This window comes from Streptomyces tropicalis (assembly GCF_029269835.1).
In the GTDB taxonomy this organism is placed as follows: Bacteria; Actinomycetota; Actinomycetes; order Streptomycetales; family Streptomycetaceae; genus Streptomyces; species Streptomyces tropicalis.
In genome coordinates this window covers 203,884-217,621 of the sequence record NZ_JARJBB010000010.1, presented here as the reverse complement: position 1 = coordinate 217,621, position 13,738 = coordinate 203,884, and the positions used below count along the sequence as shown (strand labels likewise).

At 73.3% G+C, this 13,738-nt stretch carries 13 protein-coding genes; 2 read left to right on the top strand and 11 right to left on the bottom strand.

Going from position 1 to position 13,738, the window contains the following annotated elements:
• The first annotated feature begins 82 nt into the window (after nucleotides 1-82).
• Nucleotides 83-2,221 (top strand): SpoIIE family protein phosphatase, encoded by a 2,139-nt coding sequence (locus tag P3H78_RS20890; protein ID WP_276110588.1) that lies wholly within the window; start codon nucleotides 83-85, stop codon nucleotides 2,219-2,221.
• Nucleotides 2,222-2,251: 30 nt separating this feature from the next.
• On the opposite strand, the gene P3H78_RS20885 is transcribed toward P3H78_RS20890, so the two are convergent.
• Nucleotides 2,252-3,298 carry an AI-2E family transporter gene (locus P3H78_RS20885; RefSeq protein WP_276110587.1) on the bottom strand — a complete coding sequence of 349 codons (1,047 nt, stop codon included), beginning with the start codon at nucleotides 3,296-3,298 and terminating at the stop codon, nucleotides 2,252-2,254.
• 66 nt (nucleotides 3,299-3,364) lie between these two features.
• Nucleotides 3,365-4,093: a hypothetical protein gene (locus P3H78_RS20880; RefSeq protein ID WP_276110586.1), complete on the bottom strand. Its 729-nt coding sequence runs from the start codon at nucleotides 4,091-4,093 to the stop codon at nucleotides 3,365-3,367.
• Between the two features lie 440 nt (nucleotides 4,094-4,533).
• Here P3H78_RS20880 and P3H78_RS20875 point away from each other — a divergent pair, with 440 nt between their 5' ends.
• Nucleotides 4,534-4,842 carry a response regulator transcription factor gene (locus P3H78_RS20875; protein WP_276110585.1) on the top strand — a complete coding sequence of 103 codons (309 nt, stop codon included), beginning with the start codon at nucleotides 4,534-4,536 and terminating at the stop codon, nucleotides 4,840-4,842.
• A gap of 80 nt (nucleotides 4,843-4,922) precedes the next feature.
• On the opposite strand, the gene P3H78_RS20870 is transcribed toward P3H78_RS20875, so the two are convergent.
• The 9 genes from P3H78_RS20870 to P3H78_RS20830 all read right to left on the bottom strand — a co-directional run bounded on the left by P3H78_RS20870 (nucleotide 4,923) and on the right by P3H78_RS20830 (nucleotide 13,630).
• Entirely contained in the window at nucleotides 4,923-5,339 is a 417-nt protein-coding gene (locus P3H78_RS20870; RefSeq protein ID WP_276110584.1) for a hypothetical protein, read from the bottom strand.
• Between the two features lie 341 nt (nucleotides 5,340-5,680).
• A complete protein-coding gene (locus P3H78_RS20865; RefSeq protein ID WP_276110583.1) occupies nucleotides 5,681-6,736 on the bottom strand; it encodes a hypothetical protein in 1,056 nt (351 codons plus the stop codon).
• A gap of 5 nt (nucleotides 6,737-6,741) precedes the next feature.
• Nucleotides 6,742-7,959 (bottom strand): FtsX-like permease family protein, encoded by a 1,218-nt coding sequence (locus P3H78_RS20860; protein ID WP_276110582.1) that lies wholly within the window; start codon nucleotides 7,957-7,959, stop codon nucleotides 6,742-6,744.
• The gene (locus P3H78_RS20855; RefSeq protein WP_276110621.1) at nucleotides 7,956-8,666 is read right to left on the bottom strand and encodes an ABC transporter ATP-binding protein; all 711 of its coding nucleotides are present in this window, start codon (nucleotides 8,664-8,666) and stop codon (nucleotides 7,956-7,958) included. The genes P3H78_RS20860 and P3H78_RS20855 overlap by 4 nt, the downstream gene beginning before the upstream one ends.
• A gap of 41 nt (nucleotides 8,667-8,707) precedes the next feature.
• A complete protein-coding gene (locus P3H78_RS20850) occupies nucleotides 8,708-10,357 on the bottom strand; it encodes a hypothetical protein (RefSeq protein ID WP_276110581.1) in 1,650 nt (549 codons plus the stop codon).
• 84 nt (nucleotides 10,358-10,441) lie between these two features.
• A complete protein-coding gene (locus P3H78_RS20845; RefSeq protein WP_276110580.1) occupies nucleotides 10,442-10,945 on the bottom strand; it encodes a hypothetical protein in 504 nt (167 codons plus the stop codon).
• A 400-nt stretch (nucleotides 10,946-11,345) separates the two neighbouring features.
• Nucleotides 11,346-11,819, bottom strand: a complete 474-nt coding sequence (locus P3H78_RS20840; protein ID WP_276110579.1) for a DUF3515 family protein — start codon at nucleotides 11,817-11,819, stop codon at nucleotides 11,346-11,348.
• A 208-nt stretch (nucleotides 11,820-12,027) separates the two neighbouring features.
• Entirely contained in the window at nucleotides 12,028-13,002 is a 975-nt protein-coding gene (locus P3H78_RS20835; protein WP_276110577.1) for a pirin family protein, read from the bottom strand.
• Between the two features lie 154 nt (nucleotides 13,003-13,156).
• Nucleotides 13,157-13,630 carry an SseB family protein gene (locus P3H78_RS20830; protein WP_276110576.1) on the bottom strand — a complete coding sequence of 158 codons (474 nt, stop codon included), beginning with the start codon at nucleotides 13,628-13,630 and terminating at the stop codon, nucleotides 13,157-13,159.
• Between the last annotated feature and the right edge of the window lie 108 nt (nucleotides 13,631-13,738).

Here is a 13,738-nt window from a genome sequence, read left to right as displayed (position 1 = left end):
CCCCCATTCCCGGGGCCCCGGACCTCGTACGCCCGTACGCCATCGGTGGCAGTGTGCGATCTCCTCTTCTTACAGTGGGGCAATGCGCACTGGTGAGCCCCTGCCCGCCGTGGGGGACGTCCTCGCCGCTCTCGCGACCGGCCTGTGGCACTGGGACACCGCCACCGGCCTCGTGGCGGTCGACGCCGAGGCGGCACGGCTGCTCGGGCTGCCCGCCGAGCGGGCCACGCTCACCGAGGCCCAGGCCCGCGCCCGGATCCACCCGGTCGACTGGGTGGAGATCACCGGGGTCGTCCAGCTCGCCGTCGCCGAGGGCACCCTCGCCGAGGTGCGGATCCGGGTGATGGACGAGCGGGGCCGGATCGTCCGCGTGGTGCGCAGCCGCTCCAAGCCCTCCTTCGACCCGGTCAAGAAGGCGTACGAGCTGATCGGCACCCTCCAGGAGGTCACCGAGCCGATCCCGGGGTCCCCGGCCGGGCGCAGCGCGGTCACCGGCGACTGGCGGCGCTCCCGGGAGGCGTTCCTGCTGGACGCGGGCCGGGCGCTGGCCGAGGCCCGGTCCACCACGGAGGTCCTGCGGGTCGCGGCCGGCCTGTCGATGCCGGGCTTCTCGCCGGACGGCCTCGCCGTCTTCGGGGTCGAGGGCGACCGGCTGACGATCATCGGCCACCACGGGCAGCGCCCCGGCGACGAGGACCCCTTCCGGCACATGGCCCTGGAGACGGACTACCCGGCCGCCGAGGCGGTCCGCACCGGCCGGGCCGTCTACCTGTCCTCGCCGGAGCAGTACCGGTCGCGCTACCCGCTCACCTGGCCGCTCGCCGAGCACTTCCACCGGCAGTCCTGGGCGTTCCTGCCGCTGACCGTGCAGGGCCGCCCGATGGGCGCCTGGATGGCCGCCTTCACCTATCCGGTCGCCTTCACCCCCGACGAGCGCTCCGTGCTCACCACGGTCGCCCGGATGCTCGCCCAGGCCCTGTCCCGCGCCGGGACCGCCGAGACCGAGCGGGAGCTCAGCGAGGGGCTCCAGCGCGCCATGCTGCCCACCCTCGGCCCCGGCATCCCCGGCATGGACGTGGCCGCGCGCTACATCCCCACCGGCGGCGGCCTCCAGGTCGGCGGCGACTGGTACGACATGATCCCGCTGCCCGGCGGCACCTCCCGCGCCCGCGCCGGCGGCGGACGGTTCGCCCTGGTCATCGGGGACGTCCAGGGACACGACGTGCGGGCGGCGGGCCTGATGGGCCAGCTGCGGATCGCGCTGCGCGCCTACGCCTCCGAGGGGCACCGCCCGGATGCGGTGCTCTCCCGCGTCTCCCGCTTCCTGCACGGGATCACGACCGACCCGGCCAGCGACGACCTGCGTTTCGCGACGTGCCTGTACGTGGAGGTCGACCCGCGCAACGGGGTGCTCCAGGTGGCCCGCGCCGGGCACCCCGACCCGGTGATCCGGATGCCCGACGGGACGGTGCTGCTGCGGCCGACGGCGGGCGGGCTGCCGCTGGGCATCGATCCGGACGCCGACTACCCGACGACCCGGTTCACGCTGGAGCCGGGCGAGACCCTGATGATCTGCACGGACGGCCTCATCGAGACCGGCGGCCACGACCTGGAGACCGGCTGGCAGCGCATCCGCACCACCCTGGAGCGGCACACCGGCAGCACGGAGGAACTGGCCGACGCGCTCGTCCAGGCCGTGCACGGACCCTCCTCGCACCACACCACCGGGCCGCTCGCCGACCGCCGCGAGGACGACATCGCCGTCCTGCTCCTGGGCCGCCGCTGCGAGGCGCGCGGCGGCACGGTGACCTTCCGGCCCGAGGTGCGCAGGACGCTGCTGACGGTGGCGCAGGCCGAGCCCGAGCGGGTCTCGGTGGCCCGGCAGCAGATGCGGGAGCTGCTGCACGACTGGGCGTCCGGGGAGCAGGTGGACTCGGCGGTGCTGCTGCTGTCGGAGATGCTCACCAACGTCCTCGTGCACACCGACACGGACGCGCTGCTGCTCGCCGAGGTCGCGGGCGAGGAGGGCGAGCGGCGGCTGCGGGTGGAGGTCAGCGACTCCGGCGACGACCTCCCGCACAAGCGCCGGCCGGGGGAGCTGGCCTCGTCGGGCCGCGGCCTGGTCCTGATCGAGCTGCTCGCGGACGCCTGGGGCGTGGACCCCCGCGGCCACGGCAAGACCATCTGGTTCGAGCTGTACGAGCCGGTCACGGGCCCCTGACCCGGACGGCCCGGGCGGCGCCGCGGGTGCTCAGGGGGCCCCGGCCGCCCCGGTCCCGTAGCGCTCGCGCAGTTCGTGGGCGACCCCGAAGGCGGCCGCGGTCAGCGGCACCGCGAGCAGCATCCCGAGGATCCCGGCGACCGACGCGCCCGCGGTGATCGCCAGCATCACGATCGCCGGGTGCATCTGCACCGTCCGGCTCTGGATCACCGGCTGGAGCACGTGCCCCTCCAGTACCTGCACGGCCAGGACCACGCCGAGCGCCCACAGCGCGACGACGAACCCGCGGTCGGCGAGCGCGACCAGCACCGCCAGCGCGCCGGAGATGAAGGCGCCGAGGTAGGGGATGTAGGCACCGACGAAGACCAGGGCGCCCAGGCCCACCGCGCCGGGCACGTGCAGGATCAGCAGGCCGACAGTGATGCAGACGGCGTCGATGAAGGCGATGAGGGTGGTGCCGCGCATGAAGCCCTCGACGGCCCGGAAGGCCCGCCTGGCCATGGCCTCCACGGTGTCGGAGGTGCCGCGCGGGGCGAGGGAGCGCAGGGCGGCGGCCACCCGGTGGGAGTCGCGCAGGAAGAAGAAGACGAGCAGCAGGGCCAGGACGGCCATGGCGAGGCTCTCGCCGACGACGCTGACCCCGCTGATGACGTTGGAGGCGGCCGTCCCGCCGAACTTGCTCAGCAGGTCCCGGGAGTGCCCGGCGAGGTCGTCCAGGGAGGTGCCGGCCGCCCCGAAGTGCGTGGCGATCGACCGCCCTGCGGACTTCAGGGAGGCGATGATCTGGTCCCCGCTGTCGATCAGCGCGGCGACCACGATGTAGACCGCCCCGCCGACCACGGCGACGACGGCGACGCAGGTGAACCCGGCCGCCAGCGACCGGTTCACCCGCATCCGCACCAGCCAGCGGAAGAACGGCCGCAGCAGGGCGGTGCCGAGGAGCGCCAGCAGCACGGGCGTCACGGCGGTGCGGAACTCCACGCAGAGCCGGATGCCGACCCAGACCACCCCGGACACCAGCAGGCCGACGGCGCACCAGGCACCGAGGCGTCGGACGGGCTCGGGCAGCAGGGACACGCCCCCAGCCGACCACGCCGCCTGCGGGCTGTCCTGCACTGCGGCGCGGGCGGGTGACGCGGCGGGTCAGCGGTTGCGCAGCTGCGCCTTCCAGACGTTCAGCGGGCCGGCCAGGATGCTCTGGTCCTGGGCCACCCCGGCGCCGAAGGAGGACACCCGCGGCGTCGCGGTCCACCGGACCATGACCTTGGCCCCCGGGCCCGCGGGGAGCGAGTGGGAGGTGTCACGGCCGGCGAGGCGGATCGCCGCGTTGGTGTTCACCGCGTGCGAGCCGGACTTGAGGGGCCGGTCGTACTTCCCGCCCTTGGTGGCGTAGGTCACCCACACCTGCTCACTGGTGACCGGGATCCCGAAGACCTGCTCGGTGGCGGTGTACGAGACCCGGACCGAGGGCGCCGTGCCCTGGGAGCGGGTCACCCGCACGTCGTTGACGATCGAGACGGCCGGGTTGTAGTGGCGCACGGTGTGCAGCCCGGACATGCCGCCCTTCAGGTCGGCCGCCAGCGCCCGGAGGGCGCCGCGGTCCTGGAGGAACGTCACGAACTGCACCTGCCGCAGCCGCGGCAGCGCGGTGAACGCCTTGAGCGTCTTCGTGGCCTCCGGCGTCCGCTGCGCCTTCAGCCACGCGGTGTAGCCGCCGACGGTCAGCCGGCTCGCCGCGGCCTGTCCGGCGTGGGCGGCCGGCTGCGCCGTGACCGCGTCCGCGGCCACCGCCGTGCCGGACAGCAGGGCGGCCGCCGCCGCACCGGCCGCCGCGGCGGTCCCGAACCTGGTGATCGTGCCCCCGTTGCGCATGACATCCCCTTTTTCGTTTTCCTGTCGGACGGTCGTGGTCAACTGCACTTTATGGGCCCGGAAAGCGTTCCGGTATTGACCGTTTGGGCATGATCCCGCCAGACATTGCACGGTGTGGCGACCTCAATTTTTCCCAAATTCTCTTTACGTGGACGTTTGGAGGATCGTTTACTGGCCCCTGCTCTCCCGGAGACGCCCTGAGCGCACCCGCCGAGAGGCCCAACAGGCCACGTAACAAAGGCAGTTACACAGCACTACGGCAATTCGGCGGCCTGTAGGGTGAACGCTTGTGCGACGCCTTCGGTCGGACCGACCGGGACCACGGCGCCGCCGCACGGACCAGCGCCGAACCCCCGACCGCCACGCCGCACGGAAGGGAACGAACGGGGGCATCCGGCCAAAGCAGTCAGCGAACAATCAACGGGGAAGTGACTACTGCTTTGTCTCACACTGCCGCCATTAGTACGAAGACGGACATACACCGAGGTTTCGCCCGCCCTGCGGAGCGTCCCCCCACGCCGGGAGACCCCCAGGCCATCGCCACGCTCACCTGCCGCGAACGCCAGGTCCTGACCCTCCTCGGCCACGCCGCGGGCAACCGTGAGATCAGCCGCCGCCTCGGCATCGCCGAACGCACCGTCAAGGCCCATCTGACCAACCTCATGGCCAAGATCAAGGTGAGCAGCCGCACCGAGGCCGCGCTCTACTCCTACGCGCACCACCCGCGCCTGGCCCGCTCCTCCTCCTGACAGGCCGAGGGCCCCGCCTGCCGGGGGCTGGCGGGGCCCGTGAAGTCCGGCCGGTCACCGGCCGTCAGGCCGTGACGCGGCTACTTCCAGCACCAGTGGGTGACCGACTTGTAGACGCCGATGGACGGCACCTTGGCGCCCTTCTTCACGGTCACCTTCGCCCTGTTGCGCCGGTCGAGGCCGTACCACGTCTTCGAGGTGCGGTTCCACGCCGAGCGCTGCAGGTCGTCGCTCCAGCGCGGCCACCAGCCCTCGTTGCCGCACTTCTCCCGCGTCCCGATGGGCCGCATCTGGTCCCAGTACTTGCGGTGCGTGTAGTGCGGCTGGTCCCACATGCACATCCACCCGCTCGCACAGGGCCGCGACGCGGCGGCCGGCCCCGGATCCGCCTGCGCGGCCGCGGCCGGGACGAGGGCCAGCAGCGCACCGGCCGCGGCCGTGGCGGCGGCCGCACGCAGACCGCCCCTGTACCCGGTCGCTCCAGCGGAGTGAGACACCGTTCCCAGCATGGGTTCCTCTCCTGACATGACGTCGGTGTGGTGCGTACGGGGGCGGGCGACTCGCCCCGGGGTCCGGCACCCTGCTCCCGCAGGTCCGGCCCGCCCCGTACGACGGCGGTACGCGACGGGCCAACTGCGCCGCTCCCCGGCGGAGTTCGTCACCGCCCGGGCCGGCGGGCCCTCGCCCCGTACCTGTACGGCACGGTATCAATGCATTCGGGCGTCTTCGCCCGTCCCACCGGACCCCACGGCTCCGGATCGGCCCCGACCGCGACGAAAGACCAGGCCGGCGGGGCGATCGTGGTGAGTGGGGCCCTGCCCGAAGGTGCCATGCGCCGTCAGAAGCTGGTGAGCGTGCCCGGCAGGCCGAAGGTCCGCGCGGTGCCCCGGTCCAGGTCCACGACCGTGGCCGTGTCGTCGGACACCAGCAGCCACCCCGAGCGCGTGTGCCGCAGCAGCAGGGAGTTGTCCATGCCCCTGATGTGCACCCGGTGCACCTCCCGTCCCGCGGCGGTGTCGTAAGCGACGAGATCGGTGTCGTCGCCGGTGTTGACGGCCGCCACGAGGGTATTCCCGGACGCCTCGGCGGCGTCGACCCGGCCGCCGTCCACGGTCACCACCGTGGCCGCCCCCGCCCGCCGGCGGGTGAGCGTCGCGCGGGCCGTCCGCCCCGGCGCGGCGGGGGTGCCGACCAGGACCGGCTTCCCGCCGGGGCAGGCCAGTTGCTGCACCTGCACCCCGCCCGCCGTCCCGGCGGCCGTCACCCTGCCGGTGCCCAGGTCGACGACGCTCGCCCTCGCGTCCGCGCCCTCCCCCGAGGTCACGCACAGCGTGTCGGAGCCCGGGTCGGAGGCGGCCAGCGCCACGGCGCCGGGCGCCCTGGCCTCCCGCACCGTCCGCCAGGTGGCCGCGTCGTGCACCAGCACGCTGGTCGAGTCCCCGCCGGCCGTCGCGGTCTGCGCGCCGCCCCCGCCGCTCGAGACCCCGTACACCGCGGCCACGAGCCGGCTGCCGGGCGCGAGCTGCCGGAGCCGGTCGGTGCCGTGCGCCTTCTCCTCCAGCCTCCCCGCCGCGGGGTCCACCTCGAAGAAGCGGTCCGGACGGTTCCCCTTGCGCGGGGTGGTGAGCATCCACCGTCCGTCCGCGAACTGCACGAGCTGCGGGGCGAGTACGTCGTCGTCGCCGTCCTCCGACGGCACCACGGCGAGCGACTGGGCGTGGCGCGCGGCCGGGTCGATGCCGACCACCACCGTGTGCCCGGACACGTTCGCCGTCACGAACGTCTCCGATCCCTTCCAGTCGTGCCCGAGGCTCACCCCGTCCGACCCGGAGCAGCCGGTCAGGGCGACGGAGCAGACGGCGAGCGCCGCGCAGGCGGCGGAGCGGAACTTCATCGGGGTCACCAGTCCTTCATGGCGTCGGTGGGGGACATGCGGGCGGCGCGGCGGGCGGGCAGCACGGCGCCGGCCCCGACGACGGCCACGGTCAGCAGCGCGAGCAGTGCCACGGCCGGGAGCGGGGGCAGCGGCACGGCGTCGGGCACGTACGGGGCCACGTCGCCGACGCCGCGCAGCCCGGCCGCCGCGGCCGCCGTGACGCCGACCGCCAGCACCACCCCGAGGAGGGCGGCGGCCGCGCCCGCCACGGCCATCTCGGCCACCAGCAGCCCGAGCACCGTGCGCGACCGGTACCCGACGGCCTTGAGGATGCCGACCTCCTGGGCGCGCTGGCGGGCCAGCGCGCCGGTGACCGTGACGGCACCGGTGAACGCCAGCAGCCCGAGCACGCCGAGCAGCACCCTCCCGGTCACCTTCACCAGCTCCAGCACGCCCGGCAGGGCCCGGAGCTGCTGTTGCAGGGTGACGGCCGGATAGTCCATCCGCTGCACCGCCCCGAGCACCCCCGGCACATGGGCGGAGCTGTCGGCGACCAGCGTCAGCTGGTCCCAGCCCGAGGTGCGCAGGTACTCGGCGGGGCTCTTCCCGGCGGCCGCGGCCGCCCACCTCACCACGCTCGCGTCGTCCGCGTAGGCGGCGTCGGGTCCCTCGATCTGCCAGCTCGGGTCGTAGGTGCCCACCACCCGCACCCGGTCGCTGACGGTGTCCCCGACGCCCGGGCGCACGAACCGGTGCGCGTCGACGGTCACCGTCCTGCCCACCATCGCGCCGAGGTCCACCCCGTGGGTGGAGGCCGGGAAGACGACCTCCCCCTTGCGCAGCGGGAACAGGTTCTTGCGCACGGCCCTGACCACCGGGGGCGCGAGCGCCGCGCGCACGGTCGTCGCGTACAGCAGGTCGGCGCCCTCGGGGTTGTCGCGGACCGGCATGGACACCTGGAGGCGGTGCTGCACCGACCGGACGTGGGGGATCCGCGCCATCCGCGCCTCCGCCCCCCGGGTCAGCTGGGCCAGGTCCGGGCGGTCCTGCGGCGAGTCCACCGTCACCGACCGGTTCCCGACCGACTCCCCGACCTGGCTCGTGGTCGAGCCCTCGGCTCGGGCGGCGATCCCCAGGGCGCTCAGGCACACGGCCCCCGCGACCGCCACCAGGACGACCAGGCCGACCAGGCGGCGGCGCAGCGCCAGCACGTTCAGCAGTGCCAGACGGAACACGTTCACGAGCGGCCCCTCCCGCGCGAGCCGGCCCGCGACCGGCCCCGGTCCGCGACGGCCGGGCGGCCGCCGTCCAGCCGGTGCACGACGTCGGCGGCGTCGGCGACGGCCTGGTCGTGGGTGACCACCAGGACCCCGTGCCCCTCGTCGGCCAGCTCCCGGAACAGCTCCAGCAGCACGGCCTCGCTCCCGGCGTCCAGGTTGCCCGTCGGCTCGTCCGCCAGCAGCAGCGGCGGCTCGTTGACCAGCGCCCGGGCCAGCGCCACCCGCTGCTGCTCGCCGCCCGACAGCTCGCCGGGGCGGTGCTCGCACCGGTCGCCCAGCCCCACCCGCTCCAGCAGGGCGCGCGCCCGCGCCTCGCCCGCGCGGCGCCGGCCGGCGTAGGCCAGCGCCACGTTGGTCAGCGCGGTGTGCTGGGGCAGCAGGTTGAAGGACTGGAAGACGAAGCCGATGCGGCGCCGGCGCAGATCGGCCAGCGCGTCGTCCGACAGCCCCGTGGTGTCGCGGCCTTCCAGCTCCACCCGCCCGGAGTCGGGCGCGGTCAGCAGTCCCAGGACGTGCAGGAGGGTCGACTTGCCGGATCCCGAGTGTCCGACGAGCGCGGTGACGCAGTCCGGCGCGACGGCCAGGTCGACGTCGGTGAGGACGTCGACCCTCCTGCCGCGCAGCGTGTAGGACGTGCTCACCGCGTGCGCCGCCAGCAGCGTGTTCAACGCGGTCTCGCTCACTTTCCGTTCTCCACGGTGCCCGGCCATCACCGGGCACCGAGCCGTCCGTGCAGGTCCCGGTCCAGCTCCCGCACGGCCACACTGGTCTTCAGGTCGCACCCCGGTTCCCCGTCGGGCCGGTACAGCCCGGGCAGTCCCGGGCAGCCCCGGTGCGCGGCGAACGTCCGGGCCAGCCGCTCCACCAGCGGCCCGCTCGGCCTGCCGCCGAGCAGCATCCACGCCCGTACGATCACGGCCTGGTCGTAGACGCTGGCCTGCGCGCCGGGCTGCTCGGCCCACGGGCGCAGCACGCCCGCCGTCAGCCAGGCCGGGACGTTCTCCGCGTGCCCGGCGGTGTGCAGGCCGGTCACCAGGAGGGCGGCGGCCTGCGCGTCCTCCAGGGTGCCGACGCTCCAGCGGGTGATCCGCGGCGGCGGCACCGGCGTCCCGGCCTGTGCGCAGACCTCGGCCATCCGGGCCCAGTCGGGGGCGTTGTCGCCGTTCACCACGGCCGGGACGGTGCGCGGGTCGGTGCACAGGGCGGCCTCCTGCGGGGTGACCGGGCCGCCGGCGGAATGCCGCAGCGCGGCCAGGCCCAGCAGGGAGGCGCCGTCGCGGGGCCCGTCGGCCGCCCGGGCCTGCCGCTCGGCGGCGGCCAGCAGCCGCGGGTCCCGGGTGTCCCGGCCGCCGAGTTTCACCAGCTGCTGCACGAAGAGCGAGGCGTCCGTCGTGCCGAGGTAGGCGGACGGGTCGCGCACCGTGCCGTCCTCCAGCCGGGCCTGCTCCAGGCGCCGTCTGACCGCGCCGAAGGCGCCGGCGGGGCTGCCGGTGGCGCGCAGGACGTGGACGACGCCGTAGAGCTGGTCGTAGTCGAGGCTGCCGGCGTCGTGGGCGAGCACCTGCTGCCACACGGCGCGGTCGACCCGCGGGGTCCGGCCCGCCGACTGCTGCACCAGCACGTAGTCGTAGGTGTCGTCCAGGAGTTGGGCGCGTGCCCCGCCGGAGCTGCGGGCGAAGCCGGAGGCGTCCGGGGCGGGCAGCGCGCTGAGCGCGGACGGCACGGGTGTGCCGAGCAGGTGCAGGCAGCGGGCGAGCGCGGCGGCCCGGTCCAGCGACGTCCCCGGGCGTGCCCGGGCCGTGAGCCAGCGGACGGTGGCCCGCCGGTGGTCCCCGGGCAGCTCCTTCAGGGTTCCGGTCGCCGACCGGACCTCCAGGGCGGCCCAGGTGGCGCTCAGCCGGGCACCGTCGCCGCCGCCGACCGCGGGGTCCTCGTACCAGCCGCCCGGCGTGCGCAGCTTCTCGACCCGGGCCGCGTCCGGCCGGCCGAGCACCCCGGCGAGGCCCGCGTCACGCAGCGGGACCAGCCAGTAGCGGCCCCACAGTGCGGAGGCCTTGAGCGCGTCCGCGCGCAGGGCGGCGGCCCGCTGCGGCGCTGCGGTGATCCGGCCGGCGCCGCCGGTCTCGGCGAGGGTGCGCAGCGCGTAGGACTGGGCCTCGGTGCTGCCGGGCTCCTCGCGCAGGAACGGGTGGTAGTAGAGACCGTTGGCCTGGCTGACCAGGGTCCCGAAGGCGGCGGGGTCGCGCGGGGCGCCCCGGCCCTCGTGCGCGGTGCAGCCGGAGGCCAGCACCAGGGCGCAGGCCCAGGCGCCCACGGCCCGCCACGCCCCGGCCGGCTTCCTGCCCTTGCTGTCGGACATGCTCGTTTCCCCCGTGATGTGGCGTGGCCCCCCCCACGGGGGCGGGGGCCACGGAGTTCAGCTGAAGCGCTGCTCAGCAGCCGGTCAGGAGGCGCCGGCGGTGACGCACTTCTCGGTGAACTTGATCCGGCTGGAGATCTGCGCCGAACCGCACGACTTGGTGGAGACGTAGACGGTCAGCTTGCTGGGCTTCATCTGGCCGTAGGTGTCCGAGATCCACTTGTTGTGGCCGTAGTTCTTCCAGCGGACCTCACCCTGAGACTTGCTGGTCATCTTCAGCGTCGCCTCGGGGTTCTTGGAGATCTTGATGGACACGCTGACGCCGTGGGCCGCCAGAATGGCGCGGTTCTGCACCCACTGGGCCTTGTCGTGGCCCTTGCCCTTGTAGAGCTTGGTCGACGCCTTCCAGTCGCAGGCGCTGAAGTAGGAGCCGCAGTGCCAGGCGTTGACCTGCATCTTGTGGCCGCCCGGGATGCCCCAGCTGTTGGAGGCGCTGGTGGCGTGGGCGGGCGCGGCCGCGAGCAGCAGCGCACCGGCGGCAGCCGCAGCGGCGCCGCCGGAGGCCAGACGCGACAGGGTCTTGCGCATGAAATTCCTCCCCGTTGTGAAAGCGGAAATCGCTTTTCCTTTTCTGCCCGTGACGGCCTCCACCGAAGGAACCCGCCGCGAACACGCCACGGTTTCTACGCCACCCGTCGACGGCGGCACAACTCGAAAAAGCCTCCGAGGGCACGTGACCTGGCTCACACGGATGATTTCACCTCGGAAACCCGGAATATCCTGCGTCAATTCGGACAACGGACCACAATCGCACACCCCGCGCAATCGCACCTTCGGGCGTCGCCCTCCCGGGCATGGCACCGGAGGGCACTTCGGCAAAAAAAGCCGGGCGGATTTCCTCCGAGGAATTCTCGGAGGAAATCCGCCCGGCTCCGGGAGGGCCCGACCGGCCTTTCGGTCCTGCCGGGTGAGAGGCCCTACGCCCCGTTCAGCACGTCCGGCCCTTGTCGTGGGAAAGGCCACCGAGCGCGGGGGCCAGCCGGCGGAGGACCGCGTCCTTGTCGGAGACCCGCTCGGAGACCGTGATGTCCACCGCCGGGCTGTACCCGTAGGACACCACCGTCTTCACCTTGCCCTTGGTCTTCTCCTCGTTGACCAGCCAGGGCACCCCGCCGGCCGTGAAGCACGACTTCTTCGCGCTCGGCTCGGAGATGTTCCCGCACCGCAGGATCACGTCGCCGTCCCCCCAGACCGCCGTGCCCTTCTGGTCCGAGTCGGTGCGGTCGTGGCCCGCCACCTTCTGCGGCGCCTTCTTCGTCACACTCGTGCAGGCGGGCGCGTCGCCGCCGGGAGCCCCGGAGACGTTGTACGAGCGCGACGAGGTACCGCACGCGGCCAGCCCGAGAGCGGCAGCGGCCACCACGGCGGCCTGCGCCAGGCGCCTGGCAGAGGTCATCATCATGAAAGAAGTCCCTTGTCTCACGCGGTGGTTGGTACGGTCCCCTTGATCAGAGGCACCGGTAAGGACGCACACGGGACCCGCCCCGTTGCTCCCGTCCACCACATGAGCCACCGGCGTCCGGACACTCCCTCGGCACCCGGACGCACGAACGGGGGTGGGCCCCCGTCCGTCACCGGACGGGGGCCCACCCCGGATCAGTGCCGTGTCGTCACCGGATGCCGCTCTCCGTCATCCCGTGCACGGCCGGGATCGTGCCCAGACGGCCCTTCTGGAAGTCCTCGAAGGCCTGCTGGAGCTCGTCGCGGGTGTTCATGACGAACGGGCCGTAGTGCGCCATCGGTTCGCGGATCGGCCGGCCGCCGAGGAGGACGACCTCCAGATCCGGGGTGTGGGAGTCCTGCTGCTCGTCCGCGCGGACGGTCAGCGAGGAGCCCTCGCCGAAGACGGCGGTCTGGCCGAGCCGCACCGGGCGGCGCTCGGCGCCCACGGAACCGCGGCCCGCGAGCACGTATGCCAGCCCGTTGAAGTCCTCGCGCCACGGAAGGGTGATCTCGGCACCCGGGGCGAGCGTCGCGTGGACCATGGCGATCGGGGTGTGGGTGACGCCGGGGCCGGCGTGGCCGTCCAGGTCGCCCGCGATGACGCGCAGCAGCGCGCCCCCGTCGGCGGAGGTGAGCAGCTGCACGCTGCCGCCGCGGATGTCCTGGTAGCGCGGCGGCATCATCTTGTCCCTGGCCGGCAGGTTCACCCAGAGCTGGAGGCCGTGGAAGAGCCCGCCGGACACGACCAGGGACTCCGGCGGCGCCTCGATGTGGAGCAGGCCGGCCCCGGCCGTCATCCACTGGGTGTCGCCGTTGGTGATCGTGCCGCCCCCGCCGTTGCTGTCCTGGTGGTCGAAGACGCCGTCGATGATGTAGGTGACGGTCTCGAAGCCGCGGTGCGGGTGCCAGGGGGTGCCCTTGGGCTCGCCGGGCGCGTAGTCCACCTCGCCCATCTGGTCCATCATGATGAACGGGTCGAGGTGGCGGTAGTTGATCCCGGCGAAGGCCCGGCGCACCGGGAACCCCTCGCCCTCGAACCCGCTCGGCGCGGTCGTCACGGTGAGCACGGGGCGGGCCACGGCGTCGGCCGGGGCGGTCACGCGGGGCAGCGTCAACGGGTTCTCGACGGTCACTGCAGGCATGGTCAGTACCTCCTTGTGCGTCCACTTTAGTTGAGCATTGAACTTCTTGCCACCCAGAACACACGAAAGCCCGGAGGGCATTCCCTCCGGGCTCGCTCGCACCGGGCACCGCCCGGCGGCAGGGTGCGGTCAGCCGTCTGCGCAGCAATGACGTCTAGCCGTACATGCGGCGCATCGCGAATTCAACCATCTGTTCGACCGCCTTCGCGTCGAAGACCATCCGGTGCTCCCCCTCCATGTCCAGCACGAAGCCGTAGCCGGTGGGGAGCAGGTCGATCACCTCGGAGCCGGTGATCACGAAGTACTTGGACTCCTTGCCGGCGTAGCGGCGCAGCTCCTTCAGCGAGGTGAACATCGGGATCACCGGCTGCTGGGTGTTGTGCAGCGCCAGGAACCCCGGGGTGTCGCCGCGCGGGCAGTACACCTTGGAGGTGGCGAAGGTCTGCTGGAAGTCCTCGGCGGGCATCTGGCCCGTGGTGAAGGCGCGCACCGCGTCGACCAGCGACGGCGGGGACGGCTCCGGGTACAGGGGCGCCTGCTGCCCGTATCCGCCGGCACCCCCGGGCATCTGCTGCTGCGGCGGGACGTACCCCTGCTGAGCGCCCGCGTTCTGGTCGTAGCCGTACATGCCCGCAAGCGTACTGAGTCACAGATGCACCGCTCGGGGTTGCTTCTTATTACCGACGGGTAGCATCATCGTAGCTACTTGTTGGTACGTGAACTAGGTGCGAGGAGA